We start from the raw sequence: 26335 nt of genomic DNA on the forward strand, positions 1-26335 counted from the left end.
GCTTGAATGGACCACTCGGGCGGAATGAATTCCGCGGTCCCAGTGAAGTGGCGGCTTGAGGCGCGACCGCTCAGTCGATGCGGGCGCGGTAGAATTGGTGGGTGTTAGAGGGGGCGGTGTTGTCGCGGATGCGGATGGGGTTGGCTTGGCTGAGGATGCTGACGCCGGCGGTGGGTTGGAAGGTGGTGGTGCCGGAGGAGCGGGTGGCGATGGTGGTCCAAGTGCTGAAATCGGCGGTTTGCTCGAGGGTGAGGCCGTAGCGGGTGGCGGCGGGGTTGACGGTGAGGGCGAGGATTCGCTCGGGGCGGGCGCTTTCGAGCTGGATCTGGCCGTCGGGTGGGAGGACGTGGCGGCGGATGAGGCTGGCTTGTTCGCCGATGGTGGTGGGGTCCCAGTAGTTGCCGCTCATGGCGATGAGGCAGAGCAGGTTCACGGTGTCCTCGAAGTAGTCTTCGTGGGTGGTGCGGACGAAGGTGTAGATGGAATTGAGGAAGGCCTGATTGGCGGAGTCGGACATGGCGGCGACTCCGATGGGCGAGATGAAGAAGGTGGTGGTGTAGTTGTTGCCGGTGATGTTGGTGCCATCGAGCTTGTAGCCGGCGCGGATGTTCGCGGCGTCTCCGTTGGCGTGGGTCTTCATCCAGGTGGCGATTTTGGAGACCTGGGCCTTCGAGGTGGCGTTGTTGTTGAGGAGGAAATCGACGCCGAGGCGCCACGGGACGCGGCCGGCATTGTAGTAGTAGTGGCCGTCGTGCGGGCCTTCGAGGAAGCCGGGGCCAGCGGGTTTGACCGAGGCGAGTGGATTGGCGCCGATCATGAAGTCGGGAATGAGGCCGGTGTCCGCGCTGTAGTTCGCCTGGATGGCGGTGACGACAGCGGAGGAGTTCGCGGCGACGGTGTTCCAGACGGGATTGCCGGTGTGGCGGGCCCAGGCGCGGAAGTGCGCGGGCATGAGGTCGGAGGAGCGGGGCTCGTACTGTTTCCCGGTGTCGGGGGCGGCCCAGTCGCCGAGGGTGGGAAGGCGGCTGGTATTGCCGATGGTGGCTGCGAGAATGCCGGCGAGCCAGGTATTCGCAGCGGCGGAGTAGTTCACGGTGCCGCCGCTGCCCCACTGGGCGTGGGCGAGGAGGAGGCCGTGGGCGATGTCTGCATCGCCATCGAAGGCGCTGCTGCCATCGGCACCGGCGTCGCGCGGGATCTTCCAATCCATGAGGCGCGGTTCGCCGGGGCTGGGGTGGGCTTTCGCGAACTCGTAAAGGCCATCGAAAATGGCGCGGGCGGCGGGGTCGTAGCCGGCCATGAGGGGCACGATCAGCATGCCGTAGCCCTGCCCTTCCGAGACGGTGGCATTTGAGCCGGGGGCATTCTTACCGAAGGCGACGCGGTAGAGCGTGCGGCCATCGGCGGTGGCGCCGGCGGTCTTCAGGTAGGTCTGCTTCCAGTAGTCGTAGAAGGCGCGGACATCGGCATCCAGCTGGGTCTGGGGGTGGCTCGTGGGAAGGATGGAGCCGGAGGCGTAGAGGACGTGCTGGGGAAAGGGATGATTCTGGGCGCGGGCCGCAGGAACCGAGGCGCATGCGATCAGAAGCGGAAGGATGATGCGGCCTGGGGTTTTCATGGGGCGGTTATTACGTGGGCCCAATAGGTTCTGATTTCAATGTTCGATGTTGGACGTCCGGGGTTCAGCAGTCAGATTCCCCGCGTGACCGGTCCGCTTTCCCAGAAACTTTTCGCCGCCGCCAAGGAGAAGACCCCGGGCGGTGTGAACTCCCCTGTCCGCGCCTTCCGCAATGTCGGTGGTGAGCCATTCTTCGTCCGCCGTGCCAAGGGCAGCCGGATCGAGGATGTGGATGGGAAGACTTACATCGACTACATCGGCTCGTGGGGGCCGAACATCCTGGGCCATGCGCCGACGGTGGTGACGAATACGATCCATGAGGTGGCGAAGGATGGAATTTCCTTCGGCATCCCGAATCCCTTCGAGGTGGAGATGGCGCGCACCATTTGTGAATGGGTGCCGTCGGTGCAGAAGGTGCGGATGTGTTCGTCCGGAACCGAGGCGACGATGTCGGCGATCCGGCTGGCGCGCGGGTTCACGAAGCGGGACTACATCGTGAAGTTCGACGGGTGCTATCATGGTCACAGCGACTCGCTGTTAGTCGCGGCGGGATCGGGGGCGTTGACGCATGGTGAGCCTGACTCGGCGGGGGTGCCGAAGGCATTCGCGGAGAAGACGATCGTGCTGCCCTACAATGATGTGGAGGCGCTGGAGAAGGTGTTCGCGGAACAGGGTGAGCAGATTGCCGCGATCATCGTGGAGTCTTATCCTGCAAATGCGGGATTGGTTTTCCCTAAGCCGGGGTATCTGGATCTGCTGTCTTCGATCACGAAGAAGCATGGGGCGCTGCTGATCTTCGACGAAGTGATGACGGGCTTCCGTCTCGGGAAGGCGGGTGTGCAGGGAATCGAAAATCTAACACCTGACCTGAGCTGCTTCGGCAAGGTGATCGGCGGGGGCTTGCCGGTGGGCGCGTTCGGTGGTCGTGCGGATGTGATGGACATGCTGGCACCGATCGGCCCGGTGTATCAGGCGGGGACGCTTTCGGGTAATCCGCTGGCGATGGCGGCGGGGCTGGCGCAACTGAAGCACCTCGCAGGAACCGGTGGCGAGGGCGCTCCGAATGGTTTCACGCGTTTGGAACAACTCGGTGCGCACTTTGAAGCGGGGCTTCGCTCGATGTTGGATGCGAAGGGCATGCCGTATCGTTTCAACCGCACGGGCTCGATGTTCTGTCTGTTCTTCACGGACCGTGAGATCGTGAACGTGAACGATGTGATGAAGCAGGATCTGGAGCTGTTTAAGAAGTTCTTCTGGGGCTGCCTCGACAAGGGGATCTACATCGCGCCGAGCCCGTATGAAACGGGCTTCCTGAGCCTGGCACATACCGAGGCGGATCTCGATGATACGCTCACGGTTTTCGATGAAGTGCTGAAGGCGATCTGAGGTAAACCGGAGACCTGCAAATGAGATGGCACGATTTCACTCGTGTCACCTCACGAGCATTGACGTGGGGCGGGAGGAAGATATCAGCCCCCGCCTCCCCCGGTCCTGCCTCTATGAAACACATGAAATTGATCCGTACCCTGCTGTCCTTCGCAAGCATCTCGCTCCTTGCCACGAGCTGCGCTTCCTTCTCCGGCAACAAACTTCCGCAAGTGGCCGACACGCCGGCCACGAATGCGAAGAAGGTTTCGCTGACTTACACGGTGAAGGCCGGCATCGGGAGCACCGGAGGCGGCGATCGCACCGATGTCGCCGGACAGCTTCAATCCAAGGTCCAGGACCCCATGGTCCGCACCTTCAACAAGAGCGAGCGCTTCAGCTCGGTGAGCCAGGGCAAGGGTGGTGCGGTCCATGTGGATGTGGACATGTACAATCACGGGAACAAGGCGGCCGCGGGGGCTTCCGGTTTCATTTCCGGTTTCTCGCTCTTTACCATCCCGGGCTTCGCGACGGACAACTACACGCTGACGGCCACCGCCCGCACTGCCTCCGGCAAGTCACGCCAGTACAAGCTGGATGACAGTGTGACGACGGTCTTCTGGCTGCCGATGATCGTGGCAACGCCGTTTGCCTACCCGGGCTCGGTTTACCCGAAGGTGCAGGAGAACATGTATCGCAACCTGCTGTCGAACATGGAGCGGGACGGGCTGCTGCCGAAGGCTGGCAACTGATCCGGGCCTCGCTTTTTCCCGGCCCGTGCCCGCGCTGCTGCTGCGGGACGGGTCGTTTTTCGTGCGGGTGGAAGGATCGGCATGGACCGATGCCCCTTCCCCATTCCATGCTCCATCCATGACTTTCCCCAGCAAGGGCCTCAAGGCGATCAACCACCGCGACACGCACTACCGCTGGATCTACCGCAATCGTGCGGGGAAGAACGAGCTGTGGGTGGAGATGAGCGCGTCGGCGGCGGGGCAGTATCTCATCGCGGATGTGCCGAAGGTGGTGAATCACGAGATGGTGCCGCTGGCGATCGACTATGCGCGCGGGCATGGGTGGGATCCGCTGAAGAGCGCGCCGCCGTTCCGGTGCCGGTATTTGAAGGGGAGCTTTGTGGCGATTGAAGATTGAGGGGTGGCTGAGAACTTTCGCCGCAGGTCCGGTTTGGGATGGCGGCGGTGGACCATTCCAAGCTGACCATTGACAGGGGCCGCCATAAGCCGGACCGCTCGGAGAGCGTTCCCTGCCTATCGTGCGGACCCGGTTCTAAAAGCGGGCGTAGATCCAACTGGCGGTGATGGGGGCATGGCGGCAGGATCGGGAGCATGATCTCCCCTCGCCTGCTGGTTGTGTTGGTGGCTGTGGTGTGTCCGGTGCTTGCGGGGCAGCCGCTGAGTGAGATTGCGGAGAAGGCGGCGGCGGGGTTGCCGAAGGGTGGGATTGTTACCGGTGAATGCATCGCGGGGACGACGCGGTTTGCGGGAGCCGGGAAGTTGGAGCCGGATGGGGTTGCTCCGGAGAAGCGGATGTTTGAGATCGGCTCGATCACGAAGGTCTTCACGGGGATATTGCTGGCGGATGCGGTGGAGGCGAAGAAGGTGAGGCTGGATAGCACGCTGGGAGAGCTGTTAGGCAAGGAGGTCAAATTCGCGGATCCGGATGTGGCGGCGATCACGCTGGTGCAACTTTCCACGCATACGAGCGGACTGCCGCGGTTGCCGGATAACATGGGGGTTTTGAATGGGGTCTCGAACGATCCTTACAAGGGTTATGACCGCAAGGATGCGCTGAAGTTCCTGGCGAAGGCGGAGTTGCCGCATGCGCCGCCGTTTCCGGCGTCGTATTCGAATTACGGCGTTGGGCTGTTAGGCGAGCTGCTTTCGAGGATTCAGAAGAAGAGCTATGCGGAGCTGGTGGCGGAGAAGATCACGGGACCGCTGGGGATGAAGGACACGGTGGTGGTGCTTGGCAAAGATCAGGAGGCACGGCTGGCGCCGCCCTATGATGGCGAGAAGGCGAATCACTCGTGGAGCTTCCAGGCGTTGGCGGGTGCGGGTGCACTGCGCTCGACTGCGGCGGATCTGGTGATCTTCGGGCAGGCTTTGTTAGATCCCGGCAAGACGCCGCTTGCTTCGGCGATCAAGGGGATCATGGAAGTGCATGCGCCGTATGATGCCTCGGAGATCGGGCTGGGGATCCTCATCGGCAAGGTGGATGGGTATGCTGAATACAGCCATAGCGGTGGGACGGGTGGCTATCGGTCGGCGCTGCAGGTCATTCCCGATCTGAAGACGGTGCGCGTGGCGCTAGTGAACAACACGACCTTCGAGCCGGCGGGGCTGTTTTCCGGGACTCGCGATGAGAAGCGTTCGGATGCTCCGGAGCAGAAGCTTTCCGAGAAGGAGCTGGATGCGTTCACGGGTGTCTATTCTGCGGGACCGCAGGTGAGCTTCACGGTGATTCGACGAGGTGAGCAGCTTGGGGTGCGCCTGACTGGCCAGACTTTCCTCTCCATGAAGTGCATCGGGAAGGACCGCTTCCGCTACGATGCGGTGGCTGCCGAGATCCAATTCGCGCGTGAGAAGGACCCGGTGACCTCACTGGTGCTACTCCAGAACGGCCGTGAAATCCCGGCCAAACGCAGTGGGGATGCCCCGCATTTAGAGTTCCCGGAGGCCAAGGTGCTCGATGCCTACACGGGCGAGTATTCGCTCTTTCCCGGCCAGGTCTTCACGATCAGCCATAGTGACGACACGCTGATGGCCCAGCTGACCGGACAGCCGGCGGTACCGGTTTTCGCGACCAAGGCGGACTACTTCGAGTATGACGGGGTGGCGGCAGCGCTTGAATTCCAACGGGATAAGTCGGGCACGGTGACCGGACTGATCCTGCACCAGAACGGCAAGCACGCTGCGAAGAAGCGCTGAGGTTTTCGGAATCGGCGCCTTGCTATTGCGAACGGGTCGCAATAAGTTCCGCGCATGTTCGAGTGCTGGTGGCAAAACGATGGGTTCGAAGCATGGCACCTGCGGGGCGACCTGCGGGGGGCATCGCGCCGCTGGCAGCACCGGCTGCATGACGAATTGTGGCTGTGGCTCAATGACTCCGGCGAGGGCGTGGTGTGGGGCAAGGACCACCGGATCTTCCTGAAGCCGGGGCTTTTCGGCTGCTTCGGCGGGCAGGAGGGCGAGGACTGGAAGTGGACGCGGCTGCCGGGGCACCACGGCGGGGAGATCCTGATCGTGCCGCGGGCGTATTTGCTGCGGCATTTCGGCGAGGCGGCGGCGGAGAAGAGAACGCCGTTTGCCCGCTGGCTGCGGGGGGAGAAGGGCGTGTCGTTTGCGGGCCTGATGGGTGCCGGTGAGAAGCGGCTGGCGAAGCGCTTGGCGGCTGGGTGGAAGTCGAGGGCTCTGCCGGCAGCGGTGAGCCGGGATCTTCAGACCTGGGTTTCCGCGCTGCTCTCGGCGGCGCTGGCTCCCATGCCGCGGGCTTCGGCGTGCGGACGCAAGCGGAACAAGATCCAGGTCAGCAGCACGAAGCCGATGTCGTACCAGAGCCAGTCAGCCGGAGGGATGTAAAACTTGCCGATGATGTCCGGGCCCCATGGCTTCTTCCATGCGATGCCGCCAGCGACGGCATCGCCGATGAGATGAAGCAGCGATGCGAGCCAACAGGCGAGCGTGAGTTTCCTGCGACCTTCCTTCTGGAAGAACGAGGTGACCATGCCGGCGACGAGCGCGACGGCGGCGAGGAACCAGAGGGTGTGCGACCAGCTCTCGTAGCGTGATTCCAGCGAGATGTGGGGCGTGCAGAGATCGGGCAAGGCCCCGAAGAAGCCGATGGCGAAATAGCTCCACGGCGGGAAGACGTAGCCGCGGCCCTTGGCGAGGGAGAAGTTTTCGGCAGCCAGTCCGAGGCAGACAGGGAGCAGCGTGTGGGTGCCGATGAGCATTTACGATTCTTCGAAAATCCCGTGGATTGCGTTACAGGGAACCACGAAAGTGGCCGAACCGGGGAAGAGGGATTCAACCGCGGATTACACGGATATCACGGATCGAGGGATCCATGTGACTGTCCAACCGCGGGTTCAGAAGGTCTTGGTGTCGGCTTCGCCGGCGCGGAATTCCTTGGCCTTGCGGAGGCGCTCGGCGAAGGCCGGATCGGGGTCGCGATTCTGGTCACGGCTACCGAAGAGATCGCGCTCGAGGTTTCCGAAAACGTAGTTGGTGAGGAGGAAGATCATGGCACCGAAGGCCAGGATGAAGGCGGTCCAGAAGCAGCGGCGGGCGAGTTCCTCACCGATGGTGCCCCATGCCAGGAGGATGCCCGCGAAGGTGGCAGCGACGATGCAGACGGTCAGCACCCAGAATACCACCGCTTTGACGACGGGATGTGGCAGGTATCCATTCATGGGAAACGATGTATCACCACGCCGCAGTGACTTCAAGGTGTGGTTTTCCTCGCGGGAGGCTGGCCGGGAGTCACTTCCACCGGTAGTGGCCGGTGAGTGGATAGGTGAAGAGCACGTCTTCCTCGCGGGCTCCGCCGCCGATATTGTGGATGACGAGCGGGATGCCTTCGGCCGTCTTCTTGTCGCTGACGATCATGACGTGCGGGAGGCTTGGCGGGACGGTGCAGGTGACGAGGTCGCCGGGGAGGAACTTGGTGGCGTCCTTGGTGACGTCGAGCTTGTAGCCGCTGCGCTTGAAGTAGGTTTGGAGGTTGGGGACGCGGCGGTGGTCGATGTTCTTGTCGGGCTTGGAGAGGCCCCAGTTTCTGGGATAAGCGGAGAAGTTGGCCTTCATGTCCTCGTGGACGAGTTTCTGGAGGTCCAGCGAGAGGCCATCGCGGAGGGCGCGGATGACGACATCGGTGCAGACGCCTTTCTCGCGGGGGACGTCGCCGCCGGGGTAGTCGAGGGTGGCGTAGGCGGGGTCGTAGGAGAGGGTGACTCCGACTTGCTTGCGGGCGGCGGTGACGATTTTGGTGCCGGTGTCCTGAGCTTGGGCGAAGAGTGGGAGGAGGGATAGGGCTAGCAGGAGGAGATAGCGCATGACGATAGATACTCGGGCGGGAGTGGGGATTTTGTCAGCGCGCTGTGTTGCGGGATTTCGACGCTCGCAGGAGAGCGTGGCCGCCAGAAGCATGAGGCGTCCCTTCAGGACGCGATCATGGTGGTGTGATTACCCGGCACTTCGTGCCGGGCTTTTATGAGTCGTGCCGTTGGCACGGAGAGTCGGTCCTGCCAACACGAGGAGTTGCGAAGGCTTTGGGGGACCATTCGGGCGGAATGAATTCCGCGCTCCCGGTGGGGCTGTGCTTTGGAGGCGTGCCCCTTCCCTGCTTCAGGTTGGGGAGAGGTCGTAGCTTTCCTTGCCGTCTTTCATGGCCCAGCCTTTTTCGGTGAGCTGGGTGCGCATGAGGTCGGCCTTGGCCCAGTCCTTGGCGTTGCGGGCGGCCCAGCGTTCTTCGGCGAGGGCGCGGATGTCGGCGGGGACGTCGATTTCGGCTTCGGGTTCTTCTTCCGGGAGCGTGAGGCCGATGGCGCGGAGGACGCGGTTGAAGGCGGCGAGGGCTTTGGCGGCATCCTCGCCTTCGAGCTTCACGGCTTCGCGGAGACCGGTGAAGAGGCCGCCAAGGCAGCCGGGGGTATTGAGGTCGTCATTGAGCGAGTCCCATGCGGATTGGAAGGGACCGAAGTCGACGGAGTCGAAGCGGGCTTCGGCGGGGGCTTTCGCGGCGAGATTGCGGGCGCCCTTGGCGAGCTTCGCCATGGCCTCGCGGGCACCATGGAGTGACTCGAGCGTGAAGTTCAGCTGCTTGCGGTAGTGCGCGCCGATGAGGGCGTAGCGGACTTCCATGGCGGTGAAGCCCTTCGCCTTGAGATCGTCGAGGGTATAAAAATTTTGCTTCGACTTGGACATCTTCCCGCCATCGACAAGCAAGTGGGTCGAGTGGAACCAATGGGCGGCGAAGTGGCCGCCGCAGGCGCACTTGCTCTGCGCGATCTCGTTCTCGTGGTGCGGGAACATGAGGTCCTCGCCGCCGCCGTGAAGGTCGAAGTCGGAGCCGAGATACTCCTCAATCATGGCCGAGCACTCAAGGTGCCAGCCGGGTCTCCCCTCGCCCCATGGCGATGGCCAGAAGTTATCTCCGTCCTCCGGCTTGCGGCCCTTCCAGAGGACGAAATCGGAAATACTATCTTTCTCGTACTCGTCGGAGTTGGCGCGCTCGTTCTGGGTCTTGCCGAGTTCGAGTTCGCGGGTATCGAGGCGGGAAAGGCGGCCGTATTCGGGATACGAGGCGATGTTGAAATAGACCGAGCCATCTTCGGAGGCGTAGGCATTCCCCTTTTCCACGAGGGTCGCGATCATCGCGACCTGTTGCTCGATGTGATCGACGGCACCGGGCTCGACGTGCGGCTGAAGCGTTCCAAGCGCCTCGCAGTCGGCGTGGAATTTCTCCGTCCACTGGGTGGTGAATGCCTTCAGGGTCTGGCCGGCGGCCTGTGAGTCGCGGATGGTCTTGTCATCCACGTCGGTGATATTGCGGACGTGGAAGGTGCGCATGCCACCGGTCTCAAGGGTGCGGCGGAAGACGTCCTGAAGGACGAAGGTGCGGAAGTTCCCGATGTGCGCGGGGCCGTAGACGGTGGGACCACAGCAGTAGAACCGGTAGGTGGAACCGTCGAGGGGGCGGAGCTCCTTGAGCTCGCGAGCCAGCGTGTCGTAAAGCCGCATCGCCACGGGGTCTAGCGGGTGGCTCCCGCAAATTCAACCGTGATAAAGCCCGTCAATGGTCAACAGCCATCTGCTGGCCGATCAGCGCGCCATGCGGATCTCGCGGACCTGGGGCGCTTGGCCGGCTTCGACGATTTCCACGGGGATGGTCAGCTCCCCCATCGGCACGCTGGATCTCGGGGCTACCGCCTGGCCACGGAGGCGGATCTTCCACGCCGCCAAGGTGAGGGCGGTGCAGATGAGCGCGATTCCGAGGTTTCTGAGGCGGTCGATGAGCATTGAGAGGCGTGATTTCAGCGGAGTCGGGGGACCGTTCTGCGGGCCGGAGGCTCCGCGCACCCAGCGGGGGTCGCGGCGAAAGAAGCAAAGTTTTTAGAAAATATCAAGTTTGATTAAAAATATTTCCGGTTCGCTTCCTCCCCCACCCCGTGGTTTCTTTTGCGCGGGATGTTACGCGACGAACGAAGGATTCAGGTGACCACGGCTGCCCTGATCATCATGGGCATGGCGGGATTTTTCCTGACGCTGGTGATGGCGACGGGACTGCCGGGATTGGCCGGGGAGTTTTTTGCGAAGGTGATCGGGCTGATCACCACGCCCTTCATCCTGGAGGCTTCGGTGATCATCTTCGGGTTCATCCTGGTGATCTCGCTCAACCTATGGCGGCAGCATCGCGAGGGCGATGAGTTCGTCTATCTGGACGAGGTGAAGGATGCGCCGAAACAGCTGCCTGCGCAGGCGCGCTGGGCGATCTACCGGAACAAGCCGTTGGAAGCGGGCGATCCGGCACTGGCCGATCTGCTGGAAGGAGCAGTGGCGATCGGCGACCACGAGTCGGCGGTGGAAATCCTCGATACGATGGGTGATGAGGAGCGCCATCAACCGGAGGTGATGCGGCAGCGGATCACGCTGGCGAAGGCCACCGGGAAGGATGAGCTTGCCCGGCGGCTGGAGGCGGAGTTGGGAGAAGTGGCGGGTTGATTCCGGCTCACTCCTCCCCTGCTCTTCTTACCCTCAGGGAACGTGGACTCGCGTCCACGCCGTGTCGACGGAACGTCGACACCCCTTATCTGCTGCGGCGGGAGGCTTCTTCGAGGAAGATCTCCGCTAGGCGGAAGCAGCGGCGGGAGATTTCGCGGGCGTCGTGATCGTCGATGAGGGCGAGGCCTTCTTCGCCGACTTCGGACTGGAAGATCTTCCATGCCTTCTTGGCCACCAGCTCGGGATCGAGCTTCGGGCGTGCCGCGGCGTGGATGGTGGATGAGGCTGGGGCCGTTTCCGGGGCGTGGGACGGGGCGTCTGCTGGCGGCGACACGGCGTGGGGATGCTGGTGCGACTGCTGCGGTTGTCGCTCCCTTTCCCGGTCGCGTTCGCGGTCCCGATCCGGGCCCTGTCTTTCCTGACGTTCCGGCCGGTCCTGCCTGTCGCGGTCCTGGCCTGGGCCTCCCGGGCCCTGTCCTTCGCCGTGCTTCTTCTTCTTGCGGCGGCGGCGCTTCTTGGGATTGCCCGGAAGCTCGCCACCGGCGGTTTCGACGACGAAAGGAATCACGTCCTGGCCGGACTCGCGGTCGCGCAGCGGGGCTTCCTCGTGGCGCTCGGCCCGCTCAGGGCGTTCGGTGCGCTCGACGCGGGCGGCCGGCTCGGATTCGCGGACCGGAGCGGGCGCTTCGGCGGGAGCAGCATCAGCCGCGGACCCGGCAGCGTCAGCCGCCTTCGGTTTCGCGGACTTGCGAACGGCGGGCCGTTTGCGGGCAGTCTTGGTGGCCGGCTCTTTTTCGGCCGCAGGGGGCTCTTGGAACTCTTCGCTCATTTGGTCTGCGCCAAGAAGAGCGCACGATGGTGCGGCGTCGAGCGCAAAGCCCCATGGAACAAAGAAGACACGAAAAAGGGCGTCCGGCGGGCCTTGAAGCACCACCGGACGCCCTTGGAAAAGAGCGCGGGCCTAAACCGAGTTACCAGTTCTTGATATCGTCGAGGCTGTCCTTGTGCTTGGGATCCTTGTTGGTCTTGCCATCGGGACCCATCGACCACAAGTCGAAGTCAACATTGACCGCCTGCTCGCCGGTGCGGTAGCGGTAAGGATTTCCCCACGGGTCGACGATGCGGGCCTGATCGTCCTTGCCCTGGATCCAGGCTTGTCCGCCCTTGGTATTGTTGACCGGATCGAGCGCGCCGAGGTAGATCTTGCCACCGTTGTCGCGAGCTTCGTAGCCGTCCCAGTAGAGGTACTTGTAGACGACCTCGTCGCCCTTTTCACCGTTGGCATCGGTGCTTTCGGGGAAGGAGCGGTTATCGGCGTGGTAGTCCTGCAGGGCATTGGCGAGGAGGTCCACCTGGACCTTGGCCTTGGTGCGGGCGTTCTTCTGGTTGATGAAGTTGAACGCGCTGAGCGTGAGACCTGCGAGGACGACGATGATGGCGACGACCACAACGAGCTCCATCAAGCTGAAGCCCGCCTGATGGCGGCGGCGAAGACCTTGGATTTTCATGGGTGTTTTTGATGGTTGGCGAAAGGCGGGCGGACGACGGGGTCCGCCCGGCATCCGGCTCACATGTTGCCCATTTCGGAGATGATCTTGATCAGCGGCAGGAACAGCGCGAACACCACGGCGCCCACGACAAGTGCCAGCACGACGATCATGATCGGCTCAAGGATAGAGGTAAGCGCGGTGACGGCATTGTCCACTTCGTCGTCATAGACGTCCGCGACCTTCAGAAGCATTTCCGGGAGCTGGCCGGTTTCTTCACCCACGTCGACCATGGAGATGACCATGTTCGGGAAGACGCCATTGGTGGCCTGGAGCGGGGTCACGATGGATTCCCCTTCCTTGACGGCCTCGTGGACCTTCTCGATCGCGTCGGACACGACGACGTTACCGGCGGTGTCACGGGTGATATTGAGGGCCTGGAGGATCGGCACACCGGAGGTGACCAAGGTGCCGAGCGTGCGGGCGAAGCGGGCGATGGCGGACTTGCGCTGGATGTCACCGAAGATCGGTGCCTTGAGCTTCAAGGAATCGATGGCGCGGCGGCCCTTCTTGGTTTTGCCCCACATGTTGAAGCCCGCGAAGATGGCACCGGCCGCGACGAAGACCCAGACCACGTTCGGCACCGGCGGCACCAGGGTGGCATTCAGGAAGAACTTCGAGGTGCCGAAGACGACCTGCGAGATCATCGGCAGTTCGGCGTCCTTGCCGAGCTCGGCGAACATCGCTTCGAACTTCGGAACGATGAAGAGCATCAGGAAGACGAGGATGGCGACCGCGATGAACATGACGATCACCGGGTAGACCATGGCCGAGACGATCTTGTTCTTCAGCTTGTGGGCCTTTTCCTGGTATTCGGCGAGACGGACGAGGACGACTTCGAGCACACCACCGAGCTCACCGGCCTTGACCATGTTCACGTACAGCTTGTTGAAGATCTTCGGGTGCTGGGCGAGAGACTCGGAGAAGGTGGAGCCGGATTGCACGGAATCCGCGAGCGCGCTGATGGTGCCGCGGAGGACGGGATTCGGCTCCTGCTTGGCAAGCACGGTGAGACCGCGGAGCAAGGGCAGGCCGGAGTCAATCAGCGTGGCGAGCTGGCGGGTGAAGATCATGAGGATCTTCGGCTTGATGCGGCCACCGACCGAGGACTTGTCCTTTTTCTTGGCGGCTGCGGCCTTGGCACCCTTCTTGGCACCCTTCTTCGCAGCAAGCTTGCCCTTGCCGGCCTCGACGACCTGAAGCGGGTAGTAACCCTGCGAGCGAAGCTGCTGGATGGCATCGGCTTCGCTGGTGGATTCGATCGTGCCGGACATCTGCTCGCCTTTGGCATCGGCGGCGGTGAATTGGAACTGAGGCATGGGGTTGTTTTTAGATCGAGTGAAACAAGTGTGAGCGCGTCTGCGGGTGCTGGCGACTCAAATTTCGAGGTGAAAAAGGGGTATCAGGTGTATTTCAGGACCTCTTCAATGGTCGTGTGGCCCAAGTAGATGTTCCGGAGGCCGTCCTCACGGAGGGTATGCATCCCCAATTCCATGGCCTTTTGCTTGAGCACGACGGTCGGGGCGCGGTCGGTGATGAGCTCGCGGAGCGGGTCGGTGATATCGAGCAGCTCATAGAGGCCTTTCCGGCCCTTGTAGCCGCTCTTGCCGCAGACATCGCAGCCGCGGCCGGTGAAGAAGTCCTTGTCGCCGAGCTCGTGCACCGCAACGCCGAGCTGCATGAGGATGCTTTCGTTCGGCTCGTAGGAAGCCTTGCAGCTCTTACAGATGGTACGGACGAGACGCTGGGCGAGCACGCCCTCCAGCGAGGCGGCCACGAGGAAGGGCTCGCAACCCATGTCCACGAGACGGGTGACGGCGCCGGGCGCGTCATTCGTGTGGAGGGTGGAGAGCACCAAGTGACCCGTGAGCGAGGCCTGGATGGCGATCTGGGCGGTATCCATGTCACGCATCTCCCCCACCATGATCCGGTCGGGATCCTGACGAAGGAAGGCGCGGAGCACCCGCGGGAAGGTCAGGCCGATCGACTCGTGGACGGGGATCTGGATGATGCCGTCGATGTCGTATTCGACCGGGTCCTCGGCGGTGAGGAGCTTGGAATCGATGGTATTGATCCGGGCCAGTGCGGCGTAGAGCGTGGTGGTCTTACCGGCACCGGTGGGACCGGTGACGATGAAGATGCCGTTCGGCTTCTCGATGGTGTCGCAGATGTATTCGTAGATGGCCTCCGGCAGGTGGAGGTTCTCCAGCGAGAGATTGACCGAGGAGCGGTCGAGAACGCGGAGAACGATCGACTCGCCGTATTGGGTAGGGAGCGTCGAAACGCGCATGTCCACCTGACGGTCGCCGACCTGCTTCACGATGCGGCCGTCCTGCGGGACGCGGCGCTCGGCGATGTTCATATTGGACATCACCTTGATACGCGAGGTGATCGCGACGGCGAGGTGCACCGGCGGCGGGGCCATTTCGTAGAGCGAGCCGTCCACCCGGTAGCGGATCTTGAAGTCCTTTTCGAAGGGCTCGAAGTGGATGTCCGAGGCGCGCTCCTTGATGGCCTGGAAGAGCACGAGGTCGACGTAACGGATGATCGGCGCGGAATTCGCCTCGGCCTCCATTTCGGCGGCCGTCATGTTCGTATTGATGCCGTGCTCGAGCTGCATCAGGATGTCATCCATCGCCTTGCCTTCGCCGCCGTAGCACTCGTTGATCTTGGCTTCGACGACGTAGTCGGGAGCGATGGCGAGCACGACCTCGCGGCCGAGGGCGAAGCGGAGGTCCTCGATGGTCTGAGGATTCATCGGGTCCACCAGCGCGACGTGGAGACCCTCATTGTCGAGATTCACGGGCAGCGCGCCGTGGAGACGGGCCATGCCAGCGGGAAGCAGCGCGAGAAGCTGCTCCGGCGGAGTCCACTCGCGGATATCGACGAGTTGTGCGCCGAGCTCGGACGCGACCACCGGCCAGACATCGTCGCGGTGGTTGATGACCTGGAAGTCGGCGAGGATCTCAGCGGCCTCCTTGCCGCTGTTTTCGACTTCGTGGAGAATGTCCTGGCCGAGCGAGCGGTCGATGAGTCCGCGGCTGATGAAAAGTTCAACGATCTGGTTGTTGTCCATGGATCGGGTTTTAGAAAATTGAAAATCTGGGATTTATAACGTGGATCCTTGGATCATTCGAAGTCCGACATGGTGACGTGGATGACCTCGTCCGGGGAGGTCAGGCCGGCGAGCACCTTGCGGATACCATCGTCCCGCAGCGTGCGCATGCCGAGCTCGCGGGCGCGGCGGCGGAGCTGGCTGGAGGTCAGGTTTTCGTTGATCATGTGACGGACCTCGTCATCGATCTGGAAGGTCTCGAAGATGCCGATACGGCCGCGGAAGCCATTGCGGCGGCACTTGTCGCAGCCGACGGGTCCCATGACCTGGGAGATATCGCCGCGAGACGGATCGAAGCGCAGCGAGCGGGCCTCCTTGTCGGTGAGCACGTGCGGGGCCTTGCAAACCGGGCAGAGCTTGCGGACCAGACGCTGGGCGAGCACGGCGCGGACGGCGGAGGCGATGAGGAAGCGCTTGATGCCGATGTCCGCGAGACGGGCGACGGCCGAGGGCGCGTCATTCGTGTGCAGGGTGGAAAGCACCAAGTGACCGGTGAGCGCGGCATTGATGGCGATGTTCGCCGTTTCCGCGTCACGAATTTCCCCGATCATGATGATGTTCGGCGCCTGGCGGAGCATCGCGCGGAGGGCCGCGGCGAAGGTCATGCCAATGTCGGTCTTCACCATGACCTGGTTGATGCCGGGGAGCTCATACTCGACCGGGTCTTCCACGGTGATGATCTTCTTGTCCGGCTTGTTGATGACGTTCAAGCAGGCGTAGAGCGTCGTGGTCTTACCGGAACCGGTGGGGCCGGTGACGAGGATGATGCCGTCCGGCAGGCCGATCAGGTTTTCGAAGGTCGCCTGGTCATCCGAGAAGAAGCCGAGTTCCGGCAAGCCGAGCACGAGGGCCGACTTGTCGAGAATACGCATGACGATCGATTCGCCGTGGTTCGACGGGACGGAGGAAACACGAAGGTCGATTTCCTTTTCCGCGGTCTTCACCTGGACACGACCGTCTTGCGGGAGGCGCTTTTCGGCGATCGACATCGTGCCGCTCATGACCTTGAGACGGGCGATGATGGCCGGAAGAAGCTTCTTCGGGTGGTTGTCCACCTCGATGAGCTTGCCGTCGACGCGGTAGCGGATGCGGACGGAGGTTTCGAGCGGCTCGATGTGAATGTCCGAGGCGCGCATTTTCATCGCCTCCACCAGCAGGTTCTGGACGAGGCGGATGATGGGCGCATCGCTATCCGAGGATTCGACGTCGTGGCCGCCAGCGGTGGTCATCGAGCCGCTATCGGACAGGCCGTAGAACTGGCGGAGGAAAGAATCGATCGCGTTGACCGGTGCGACGACGAAGTTGATTTCACGGCCGACCACGTGGGGCAGGCTGTCCATGGTCTCGAACTCGAACGGATCGCCGACCGCGACGGTCAGGAAGACGCCGTCGTCGGCGACCGGGATGACCTTGTAGCGACGCGCGATCTCGTCCGGGATGGCACTTGCCACGTCTGGAGCGATCGCCATCTGCATGAGATCGATGCCCTCAAGACCCGCATTCTGGGCCAAGACGGCGCAGATGGTGTTTTCCGAGAGGTCGGTGTCGCTAAGCAGTCGCTCGATCACGGAACCGCCTTTGGTGCGGGCCTGGTTGAGCACGTCGGGATCGACCGCGCCGGCTTCCACCAGCAGGTCGGCCAAGTAATCTTCGTTGGAGAACACGGGTTTTCGGGCCTTTTGGAAATCGAATGAAAGAAAATCGGGGCGTGTCGCACGACCCGGCGCTCACACACTGGTCAAGCAGCTCCCGCTTTGTCAACCTGCCGCCAGAACATCTCTGGAACAATCCGCCGGGGGTAGGCACGGCGTATTGACGATGCGGTGGCGAAGGGTGCGGAAGCTTGGAATTTCAGGCCATGGGAGCCCCGCAGCGGCGGCAGAAACGGGCGTCCGGGAGGTGGCCGTGGACCCCGCAGGAGGGGCAGGCGTCCGAGGTATCGTCGCCGTCCAGTTTGGAGAGCTCGGAGGTCAGGATGCCGGTGGGGACCGCGATCACGGCGTAGCCGGTGAGGGCCAGCACCGAAGTCAGAAGGCGGCCGAGCGTGGTGACCGGGGTGATGTCGCCGAAGCCCAGGGTGGTGATCGTCACCACCGCCCAGTAGACGCCGGTCGGGATGCTGGTGAAGCCGCCCTCCGGCCCCTCGATGAGATACATGAGGGTCCCGGAGACGACCGAGATCGCGAGCATGAACGCGAAGAAGACGGTGATTTTCGCCCTGGCCCCGTAGAGCGCCCGGACCAGCAGCTCGGCTCCATTCACGTGCCGGGCCATTTTGAAGACGCGGAACATCCTCATCATCCGGAGGACCCGGATCACCAGCAGGGCCTGGAGGCCGGGGAAGACGCCTATCAGGTAGGTCGGCAGGATCGAAAGGACATCGATGATGCCGTAGAAGCTGCGGGCGTAGCAGAGGGGGCGGTGGACCACGCAGAGCCGCGTGAGGTACTCGAGGGTGAAGAGGATGGTGAAGACCCACTCGATGACCAGCAGCGGCTGGCCGTAGTCGCGTTTGATGGAGGGAACGCTTTCCAACATCACGCACACGATGCTGAGGCCGATGAGCCAGAGGAGAGTGACGTCGAAACGCCGGCCGGCGGGCGTTTCGGATTCGAAGATAATCTCCCGCCAATGCTCGCGGCGGGCGGAACGCGGGGATTCGGGCATATCCTGACTGGAGATGAAGAAATGACGCTCGGAAAGAGCTTTCGTTGACCGCGTGCGGATGGAGCGCCATGAATCATGCGCTGCTTTGCTTTGATGAGTGCCGACGATGGAGATATCCCGCCCCCACCGGAGAAGAAGAAGCGTCGCCGCGGGCGCAAGCGGCTGGTGGCGCTGGTTCTTTTCGTGCTGCTGCTGGTGTGGCTGAACGGCCCCGGCTGGCGCTGGATCGGCGAGGTGGTGGCTCAGAAGGCACTGGAAGGCAGCGGTCTAACGGCGGACTTCCAACTCAAGGGGACGCTGCTCGGCGGGATCAAGGTGGAGAAGCTGGCGGTGAAGGGCGGGCCGATCAAGAAGCTGGAGATCGGCTCGGTGGACCCGCGCTATCAGCTGCGGAAGATCGTGCGGGGTGACCTGGACGGCCTGATGGTGGACAAGCTGGACCTGGTGATCGACCTGGCGGCCGATCCCCTGCCCTCGCGCGGCAAGCCGAAGGAAGAGAAGCCGGCGGATCTTTCCACGACGCTGAAAAAGGTGCGCTCGATCCTGATGCCGCTGGATCTGGGCGCGGCGGGGCTGCGCATCCAGGTGGTGCGAGGCGAGGAGAACGTGGCGGTGCTGGAATCCAGCGACTTTTCCCACGCGCCGGGGAGCGAGGACTTCGTGCTGAAGTTCGGCGAGATCTCGATCGGGTCCGGGTATGCCTTCGCGGCGCAGGCATCGACGATCCAGTGGGGGGAAGAGCGGCTGTCGCTGGATCGGTTCGACGTCACTTCCGGGCTGGGCATCCGTGATGTCCGCGTGGACGTGCCGGCTGGCGGCAAGCTCGCCGCCTCGGCCGTTGTGCAGGTGGAAGGCTCGCGGGTGCTGCTCGCCAGCGACCGCTCCACGGCGACGGTGAAGCTGGAAGGCGATCCGCTGGTGGTGCAGGAGGCGGTGAAGAATTTCGCGCTGGAGATTCCGGCCGGGGCCACGGTGCGGCGGCTGGAAATCGCGGCCCAAGGGCTGGACCTGAAGCCGGACCAGTGGAATGCCACGGCGAATGTCGAGGTCGGCGGTCTTCAATATGAAGACTGGAAGGCGGAGACGCTGGTGCTGGATGCCACGAAGACGGGCAGCGACGGGACGGTGAATTGGTCGCTCGCGGCGCTGAACTCGAATCTAACAGGCAATGCTGCGCTCCGGTGGCGCGACCTAGCGGCGGGACAGTGGGCGGACTTCCAGGCCACGGCGAAGGTGAGCCTGCCGCAGGTGACGCCGCTGTTTGGGGTGCTGAAGGAGAAGTATTCCGTCGCTCCGAAGGAGGCGCCTCCCCTGCCCGGGTCGTCGCTGAATGTGGATGCGATCATTGATTCCGCGGCGAGCGGTCTTCGTTCCGTGGATGCGAAGGTGCTGCTTTCCGCCGAGAACAATGCCGCCGCGTCGCTTGCGATCGATGCGAAGTGGACGCCGCCGGATGGCAAGATCGCGGGGACGCTGGGCAGCGAGGGGCATCGCGCGACGTATGCGCTCGATCTAACGGGGAAGCACTATGAGGGGACCGCGGTGCTGGAGGGCTTCCGGCCGGAACGGATCGCGGCGTGGGCTGCGACGTTTGGCGTGACCTTGCCGACCGGCATGAATGCGAGCGGGACCTGGCAGGGCGGTGGTGATTTCGCCGCGCAGCCGCATCGTGGGGCGTTTGACATCACGTCCTTCGAGTGGGTGCGGAAGGACACGCCGCCGCTGATCGTGCGGACGAAAGGCAACTACGATTGGCCGCAGGCAGTGGTGCTGGATGACTTAACCGCCATCACCGAAGGGCAGACGATCCATGCGAGCGCCAGCTTCGCCAATCAGGTGCTGAAGATCCCGCGCATCGAGTGGAAGGAGGGAGAGAATCGCCTGGTGAGCGGGCAGGCGGAGATCCCGGTGCCGAAGGAGATGAAGGGGGCCGGAGATTTCCTGAAGCAGCAGGTGCCACTGAATGTGTTCCTTGAATCCGAGTGGATCGATCACACCCGGCTACAGCCATGGCTGCCGGAAAAGAAGTCGCCGCTTGCCAGCGGGAGTGGTCGTGTCCGGCTCGTAGTCACCGGCACGCCTGCCGCGCCGAAGGTGAATCTGGATCTCGACCTGAAGGGGGTGAGCGTGCCGAATCAGCCGAATGTGCCGGTCACCGATGCCAGCCTCGCGCTGAATGGGGCCGATGGGGCGCTGACGCTCAACGGGCAGATCAAGCCGGCCGGCTACCAGCCCGTGGTCCTAACAGGAAAGACCGCCTTCAAGCCGGGCGAGTGGGCGGAGAAGCCGGATTCGGTGCTCAATGAAAAGCTTGAAGCGCGGGCCAACATCCCGCGACTCGACCTCGCGACCTTCGCGAAGTTCGTGCCAAATGCCGAGAAGCTCGGCGGTGTGGTCGAGGGACATGTCACGGCGTCGGGAACGATTGGCAAGCCGGACCTGGGCGGCGAACTCAGTCTCTCGAAGGGTGCGTTTACGATGAAGGATTCCCCCGCCCCGCCGGTGACCAATGCCAACCTGCTGATCCGAATGCAGGGCAAGGAGGTGCGGCTGCAAACGCTCTCGCTGGAAACCGCCGGGGGCACTCTAACAGGGAGTGGCAACGTGGGGCTGGCCGATGCGAAGAAGCCGACCTTCGATCTTTCGCTGAAGGGCACGGCGCTGCCCTTGAAGCGAGACGAGTCGATGATCGTGCGTGCCAATGCGAATCTCGCGCTGCGCGGCAATCTGGAACAGGCGGGCATTTCCGGGACGGTCGATATTGTGGACAGCCTGTTTTACAAGGACGTGGAGCTGTTGCCGGTGAGGGTCCCTTTCACGGCACCATCGCGGCCCAGCTTGCCATCCATCGATACGGAAAAGAAAGCGGAAGGGCTGCCTGCTCCCTTTGCCAATTGGACGCTTGATGTGGTGGTTCGCACGGGGGATCCGTTTTTGATCCGCGGCAACCTCGCCAAGGGCCAGGCAACGGCCAATATCCGCTTCGGTGGCACGCTGGCCAACGTCCAACCGGAAGGAAACGCGATCCTCAGCAACGTGGAGGCCAAGCTGCCCTTCAGCACGCTGAGGGTGGACAATGGCGCGGCGACTTTCACGCCTGCGGGAGGGCTCAGTCCCGAGCTGAATATCCGGGGCACTTCCACCATCGGCCGCTATGAGGTGAACGTCTTTTTCTACGGGCCCGCCAATGCACCGAAGACCGCGCTCACCTCCGATCCGCCGCTGCCGGAAAGCGAGATCATGACACTGCTCGCCACGGGCACCACGTCGGACGGTCTTGAAGACGGTCAGGCGGCTGGCATGAAGGCGGCACAGCTACTGGTCGAAGAGTGGCGGAAGGGCCGGCTGCCCTTCGCGGAGCAAGTCGCGAAGGTGCTGGAAGTCATCAACCGCGTGGATGTCCGCATCGGCGAGGACGATCCGCTCACGGGCAAGCGCCTCAACTCCGCCACCATGGAGGTGACCGACAAGATTTTCGTCAGCGGTTCCGTGGACAAGCAAAGCAACACCCGCGTCCTCGGCGCCTTCGTTCTCCGGTTTAAATGAAGCACGACACAAGACTCCAAGACTACAGACAGAAGACTGGAGGGCTGCGGTCCTTCTTGCTTCCGGCCTTGTGTCTGTCGTCTTCATGCCTGGTGTCCCTTGGCGCGGACATCCGCATCGAGGGGCTTGGCTCGATGAGCCAGAGCGAGGCGCTGGATTTGCTGGGGGATCGACTGGAACTCATCAAGGCCAAGCCGCCGTCGACGGCGCGGGCGGCGGATGCGGCATTCCTGTTAGAGAACCTGATGAAGCGGCAAGGCTTCCAGAGCCCTTCGGTGACGCCGATGATTTCCGGCAATGCGATCCGGCTGGTGGTGAATGAAGGGCCGCGGGTCAAGATCGGCTCGGTGGCGGTTCCCGGCTTCGAGAAGAAGGAGCAGGAGCGGCTGTCGAAGCTCTTCAAGCTGCCCGGGCAGGAACGCGTACTGAGGCCCGGGCAGGATCCGCCTTTCCGCGAGCCCGACGTGGCGGAGGGACTGTCGCTGTTAGAGGCGGACTTCCATTCGCGTGGCTATTGGGAGGCGAAGGCGACGGTTGAAAAGCGTGGCGAGACCGGCGGCGAGATCGCCTTCATCATCAAGATCGATCCCGGCAAGCTGCATCATCTGGGAGCGCCCATTTTCGAGGGAGCGCCTCCGGAATTGCTGCAGCGCCTGCAAGCCACGGCGGCCCCGCACCTCGGGCAGGTGGCGAATACCGACCTGATCACCAAACTGCGCAGCGAGGTCGAAAGCATCTTCCGCTCCACGGGCTACCCGCTGGAGACGTTCACGATGACCCAAGTCCTCGCCGATGGCACGCTCACGCCGAGGTTCACCATCAAGTTCGGCGTCCGCCAGCGCCTGAGCGAGGTGATCGTGGCTGGCACCGAGAAGACGAAGAAGGAACGCATCTCGCGACGCTTCGAGGATCTGCGTGGCGAGTGGTTCGATGCGGAGGAATTCGACAAGAGGCTGAAGAAGGTCCTGGCCACCGGCGCGTTTTCATCGGTGCGGGTCGAGAACTCGACCGACCCGAGCGGGATGTTGGATGCCACCCTGCATGTGGTGGAAGGCAAGGCGCGGGGTGCATCGACCTATGGCGGCTTTGGCAGCTACGAAGGTGCGATCCTCGGCTTGAAATACCATGACCGGAACTTCATGGGGAACCTGTGGAATTTCAGCACCGGTCTCGAATACAGCTCGCGCGGCCTGCTGGGGGACATCCGGCTTTCCGATCCGTGGCTCTTCGGCACGGATACCTATCTCGGGCTGCGGCTGTTCTCGGTGACCCGCGCGCTGGAAGGCTACGACAAGTTCGAGAGCGGTGCGTCCGCGGAGTTTTCCCGGAACTTCGGCGATCATCTGGATGCGAGCGTCATCTTCGGTTCCTCGATCGTGAATACCGATAGCAATGACATCCCGGCGAACCAGCTGGGTGAGACCGTTTACGGCCATCACTACCTGCGAGCCGAGCTTGCCTATGACCGTCGAGACGATCCGGTCACGCCGAGCCGCGGCTATCACCTGGATGCTGGTTTCCAAGCGGGCCTGATCGCGGGGGATATTTCCTCCAATTACACGCGACTCGATCTTTCCGGCGCGGGCTACATTCCCGTCGGCAAGAAGGGACAGGTGAATCTGGGTCTTCGCACGAGCATCCTTTCGCCTTCCTCAGGGATCAGCGAGTTCCCGATCGACCTCCGGCTCTTCACCGGTGGTTCGGATACGGTGCGGTCTTTCCGCTACAACGAGATGGGGCCGCGTTCGGTGACCAATGACCCGCTCGGTGGCGAGGCCTTCTGGGTGGCGAATGCCGAGTATGTCCACTCGCTGTTCGGCCCGGTGAAGGGTGTCGGTTTCATCGATGCCGGGAGCATGTCGGCGCTCAATGAAGGCTTGAACTTCGATTCGGCGGAGCTCGCGGCGGGTCTGGGGATTCGCATCGATCTGCCGGTGGGGCCGATCCGCCTCGAATACGGCCGCAATATGACCAAGGACGAGAACGAGCCGTCGGGCACGTGGCATTTCGCGATCGGCACGGCATTCTAACAGACGCCGGCACGGGCGGTCACTTCTCCAGCTTCGGCGAGTGATTTCGCCGCCATGCGAAGTAGGCGTCGAAGGTGGGCATGCGGCTTTCGTAAGGCATCGCGCGTGCGCCGGGGCTGGCGTCGAAGATCATGCCCTGGGGTGATTGCTTGGAGAAGGCGGGCCACTTGGGGAGGTTGGCGCCATTGGGGTTGCCGGTCTTTGCGAAGTTGACCCAGTAGTTCATCATCAATTCGGAGAGCGCCTTGTCCGCGGGGCTTGAGCCTTTGCTGAACAAGCCACCTGGTGAGAGGTTTCCGAAGACGTAGCCGATCTCTGCGGCGTGGCTGGCGCCGGTGGTGTTTCCCGGTGGGCGGTGGTCGAAGTAGTAGAGGTAGGCGGGGTTCTTGCCATTGGCGCTCTGCATGCCAGCCCAGGTCCATGCGTGCCAGGTGAAGGCGAGATCTGTTAGAACGGCTCTACCTGCCAAGGTCGCCTCATCGATCGTGGTGTGAGGATAGAGGGCGAGGATCCGAGAATCGTAGTCTCCGAGGCCTGCGGCGGCCTGTGACTTGACCTTTTCGGGGGTTAGTTTTCCCCAGACGAACATGGCGGCTTCGTCGGAGTTGCTGCCGACTAGCAGCGGGGTGTCGTTGAATTGCTTCTGAGTGTAGAGCTCGTAGATGTCCCTGGGGAGGATCTGGCCATCGAAGACGGCGGAGCCGGTGGTATCGGGCGAGGCGGCGTCGATGATTTCCTTTGCGGGGAGTTCGCGTGCCTTGGCGATGGTGGTGACTTTCAGCTTAGACAGGAGCTTCTGGCCCTCTGCCTCGGCGCGCGGGAGAGTGAGATGGAGCGGGCCGAACTCGGTGCCGGTCTTGGGCGAGGCGAAGCTGCCGCCGCTTTCGGCGATGGCGCGGTGGAAGAGGCCTTTGGCGCGTGGTGAGGCGCCGAGGATGTTCACCGCGTAGGCGCCAGCGGACTCGCCGAAGATGGTGACGTTGGCGGGGTTGCCGCCGAAGCTGGTGATATTGTCGCGCACCCATTCGAGGGCGGCGATTTGATCACGGATGCCGTAGTTGCCGGACGATCCCCCGCCTTCTTGCGTGAGCGCGGGGTGCGCCATGAAGCCGAGGGGGCCGAGGCGGTAGTTGATGGTGACGATGACGACGCCTTTCGAGGCGAGGTGGGTGCCGTCGTAGAGCGGTTGGGAGCCGGAGCCGCTGGTGAAGGCGCCGCCGTGGATCCAAACCATGACGGGGAGGTCCTTGGCATTCGATGGAGCCCAGACGTTGAGGTAGAGGCAGTCTTCATCGAGGCCGCCGGCGACACTCATGGCGAGGGCGGCGACTTTGCCCTGCTCGGCGGAATGGCCGAAGGTCTTGGCGGGGCGGGTCCCCTGCCATGGCAGGACCGGTTGGGGGGATTTCCAGCGGAGGGGTCCGACTGGAGGGGCGGCGAAGGGGATGCCTTTGAAGCACTGGATGCCGTCCTTGGCGGAGATGCCTTCGATGGTGCCGCCGGTAACTTTCACCTGTGGGCCTTCGGCGCGGAGCTGGCCGACCAAGGCGGAACAGAGGAGCAGGATGGGCCAAAGGAATGGCTTGGTGCGGGCAGGCATGCGTATGGAGGTACGGGGATGGACCGGGGCAGGTTACCGCAGTTCCGGGATTTCGCGTGCGGAGCCGTTCGAAAGTGGCAGGAAATTAGTTAAGCTATGTTCGACAAATGCCCGCAAACCTGCTATGGAGCGGGGAATGTTCGTTCTTTCCTGTGAGCCAGCGACGTGCGCCATCCCGGAATGGCACAAGGAGCTGTTCCGGGGGCATGAGGAGGTCGTCACCTCCGGGGAAGGTTGGTCACCCGGGTCGCTGAATCTGGCGCAGACCTTTGCGACGAAATTGAGGGCGCTGCTGGCTCATGGCGACATCACCCGGTTGCTGGTGGATTTCTCCTGCCATCCCGACGATCCCGAGCGCTTCAGCCGTTTTTCGAAAACGCTCACCGAGGACCAGCGCCACAAGCTGGATGAGCGGCACCATCGTATGTTCCTCAACCTGCTGAAGCAGCGAACCATCGAGGAACAGCGCCGCAGTGGTGTGGCGCTTCACTTGACCTTCCGCACCGAGGATCGCGCCGGTATGCCGACGGTGGAATTCCTTCACTCCGGCGAGCGGGAGATCGAAAGCAAATTCGTGGAGCAGTGGCGGACGAAGCTCCAAGCGGCGCATCCGGAGATTTCCGTTGGCTCCCGAAATGATGGCAATCATGGGCTGTCGCGTTACCTGCGGGAGGAATTTCCCTCGGGCTTCGGTAGCGTGAGCGTGGTGGTGGCGCGCTCAAGTTTTCTCGATGGGACGCCGGTTCGCTGGGATCAGCTGAAGAAATTTTTGTTAGAGGCGTTGCCGCAGGCTTCTTGAGCGGACCGGTGGGACTGCGGATGCGGTCCGGCTTTCTTTCGAATGGGGCGGGCCGTTGGCCCTTCGTGTCTCTCCATTCTTCTCTCGGCCTAGGCTGGTATGGGCTGGGTCTTTGGCCCTCGGGATCCTCTTCGTAGAGCTCACCGGGCCGTAGGGCTCACCGGGCGGGATGAATCCCGCGCTCCCAGTTCAGCTGCCACCCGCAACAATGCCGCCACGCGTACAAAAAAGAGCCCGTCTCCTTCATTGCTGAAGAAGACGGGCAAATACCTGGCGGCGACCTACTCTCACAGGACCTGTCGTCCCAAT

At 62.9% G+C, this 26335-nt stretch carries 21 protein-coding genes; 8 read left to right on the top strand and 13 right to left on the bottom strand.

The genetic code is table 11. From position 1 onward, the window contains the following. Positions 1 to 70: 70 nt before the first annotated feature. Positions 71 to 1618: a family 8 glycosyl hydrolase gene (locus WKV53_RS25710; RefSeq protein WP_341407706.1), complete on the bottom strand. Its 1548-nt coding sequence runs from the start codon at positions 1616 to 1618 to the stop codon at positions 71 to 73. A 39-nt stretch (positions 1619 to 1657) separates the two neighbouring features. Here WKV53_RS25710 and hemL point away from each other — a divergent pair, with 39 nt between their 5' ends. From hemL to WKV53_RS25730, 4 genes are all read left to right on the top strand, one after another. After that, positions 1658 to 3004 (top strand): glutamate-1-semialdehyde 2,1-aminomutase, encoded by a 1347-nt coding sequence (gene hemL / locus WKV53_RS25715; protein ID WP_345789683.1) that lies wholly within the window; start codon positions 1658 to 1660, stop codon positions 3002 to 3004. Between the two features lie 122 nt (positions 3005 to 3126). Next, entirely contained in the window at positions 3127 to 3735 is a 609-nt protein-coding gene (locus tag WKV53_RS25720; RefSeq protein ID WP_341407708.1) for a hypothetical protein, read from the top strand. Between the two features lie 118 nt (positions 3736 to 3853). Further along, positions 3854 to 4132, top strand: coding sequence for a hypothetical protein (locus WKV53_RS25725; RefSeq protein WP_341407709.1), 279 nt, complete (start codon positions 3854 to 3856; stop codon positions 4130 to 4132). Positions 4133 to 4326: 194 nt separating this feature from the next. Then, entirely contained in the window at positions 4327 to 5928 is a 1602-nt protein-coding gene (locus tag WKV53_RS25730; RefSeq protein WP_341407710.1) for a serine hydrolase, read from the top strand. A 509-nt stretch (positions 5929 to 6437) separates the two neighbouring features. Here the strand turns inward: WKV53_RS25730 and WKV53_RS25735 are convergent. The 5 genes from WKV53_RS25735 to WKV53_RS25755 all read right to left on the bottom strand — a co-directional run bounded on the left by WKV53_RS25735 (position 6438) and on the right by WKV53_RS25755 (position 10020). Further along, positions 6438 to 6953, bottom strand: coding sequence for a metal-dependent hydrolase (locus WKV53_RS25735; RefSeq protein ID WP_341407711.1), 516 nt, complete (start codon positions 6951 to 6953; stop codon positions 6438 to 6440). Positions 6954 to 7088: 135 nt separating this feature from the next. Beyond that, positions 7089 to 7412 carry a hypothetical protein gene (locus WKV53_RS25740; protein WP_341407712.1) on the bottom strand — a complete coding sequence of 108 codons (324 nt, stop codon included), beginning with the start codon at positions 7410 to 7412 and terminating at the stop codon, positions 7089 to 7091. A 70-nt stretch (positions 7413 to 7482) separates the two neighbouring features. Further along, positions 7483 to 8055 (bottom strand): DUF1287 domain-containing protein, encoded by a 573-nt coding sequence (locus WKV53_RS25745; RefSeq protein WP_341407713.1) that lies wholly within the window; start codon positions 8053 to 8055, stop codon positions 7483 to 7485. Positions 8056 to 8346: 291 nt separating this feature from the next. Then, positions 8347 to 9747, bottom strand: coding sequence for a cysteine--tRNA ligase (cysS, locus tag WKV53_RS25750; RefSeq protein ID WP_345789684.1), 1401 nt, complete (start codon positions 9745 to 9747; stop codon positions 8347 to 8349). A 75-nt stretch (positions 9748 to 9822) separates the two neighbouring features. Further along, a complete protein-coding gene (locus WKV53_RS25755; protein ID WP_341407715.1) occupies positions 9823 to 10020 on the bottom strand; it encodes a hypothetical protein in 198 nt (65 codons plus the stop codon). 168 nt (positions 10021 to 10188) lie between these two features. Between WKV53_RS25755 and WKV53_RS25760 the strand changes: the two genes are divergently transcribed. Beyond that, entirely contained in the window at positions 10189 to 10722 is a 534-nt protein-coding gene (locus WKV53_RS25760) for a hypothetical protein (protein WP_341407716.1), read from the top strand. An 85-nt stretch (positions 10723 to 10807) separates the two neighbouring features. On the opposite strand, the gene WKV53_RS25765 is transcribed toward WKV53_RS25760, so the two are convergent. The 6 genes from WKV53_RS25765 to WKV53_RS25790 all read right to left on the bottom strand — a co-directional run bounded on the left by WKV53_RS25765 (position 10808) and on the right by WKV53_RS25790 (position 18051). Next, a complete protein-coding gene (locus WKV53_RS25765; RefSeq protein WP_341407717.1) occupies positions 10808 to 11551 on the bottom strand; it encodes a hypothetical protein in 744 nt (247 codons plus the stop codon). A 142-nt stretch (positions 11552 to 11693) separates the two neighbouring features. Next, positions 11694 to 12230, bottom strand: a complete 537-nt coding sequence (locus WKV53_RS25770) for a type II secretion system protein GspG (RefSeq protein ID WP_341407718.1) — start codon at positions 12228 to 12230, stop codon at positions 11694 to 11696. 59 nt (positions 12231 to 12289) lie between these two features. Further along, complete coding sequence (locus tag WKV53_RS25775) at positions 12290 to 13588, bottom strand: type II secretion system F family protein (RefSeq protein WP_341407719.1); 1299 nt, start codon at positions 13586 to 13588, stop codon at positions 12290 to 12292. Between the two features lie 83 nt (positions 13589 to 13671). After that, positions 13672 to 15345: a GspE/PulE family protein gene (locus tag WKV53_RS25780; RefSeq protein ID WP_341407720.1), complete on the bottom strand. Its 1674-nt coding sequence runs from the start codon at positions 15343 to 15345 to the stop codon at positions 13672 to 13674. Between the two features lie 53 nt (positions 15346 to 15398). Beyond that, positions 15399 to 17048 carry a GspE/PulE family protein gene (locus tag WKV53_RS25785; protein WP_341407721.1) on the bottom strand — a complete coding sequence of 550 codons (1650 nt, stop codon included), beginning with the start codon at positions 17046 to 17048 and terminating at the stop codon, positions 15399 to 15401. A gap of 187 nt (positions 17049 to 17235) precedes the next feature. After that, entirely contained in the window at positions 17236 to 18051 is an 816-nt protein-coding gene (locus WKV53_RS25790; RefSeq protein WP_341407722.1) for an ion transporter, read from the bottom strand. Between the two features lie 93 nt (positions 18052 to 18144). On the opposite strand from WKV53_RS25790, the gene WKV53_RS25795 reads away from it, so the two are divergent. Both WKV53_RS25795 and WKV53_RS25800 read left to right on the top strand, forming a co-directional pair. Next, positions 18145 to 21597, top strand: a complete 3453-nt coding sequence (locus WKV53_RS25795) for a translocation/assembly module TamB domain-containing protein (RefSeq protein ID WP_341407723.1) — start codon at positions 18145 to 18147, stop codon at positions 21595 to 21597. A gap of 92 nt (positions 21598 to 21689) precedes the next feature. After that, positions 21690 to 23627, top strand: a complete 1938-nt coding sequence (locus WKV53_RS25800) for a BamA/OMP85 family outer membrane protein (RefSeq protein WP_341407724.1) — start codon at positions 21690 to 21692, stop codon at positions 23625 to 23627. A 19-nt stretch (positions 23628 to 23646) separates the two neighbouring features. Here WKV53_RS25800 and WKV53_RS25805 read toward each other — a convergent pair whose 3' ends face one another. Beyond that, positions 23647 to 25227, bottom strand: a complete 1581-nt coding sequence (locus WKV53_RS25805; protein WP_341407725.1) for a carboxylesterase/lipase family protein — start codon at positions 25225 to 25227, stop codon at positions 23647 to 23649. A gap of 136 nt (positions 25228 to 25363) precedes the next feature. Here WKV53_RS25805 and WKV53_RS25810 point away from each other — a divergent pair, with 136 nt between their 5' ends. Beyond that, positions 25364 to 26026, top strand: a complete 663-nt coding sequence (locus WKV53_RS25810) for a hypothetical protein (RefSeq protein WP_341407726.1) — start codon at positions 25364 to 25366, stop codon at positions 26024 to 26026. Positions 26027 to 26335 lie beyond the last annotated feature (309 nt).

This window comes from Luteolibacter sp. Y139, from assembly GCF_038066715.1.
Classification (GTDB): Bacteria; Verrucomicrobiota; Verrucomicrobiia; order Verrucomicrobiales; family Akkermansiaceae; genus Haloferula; species Haloferula soli.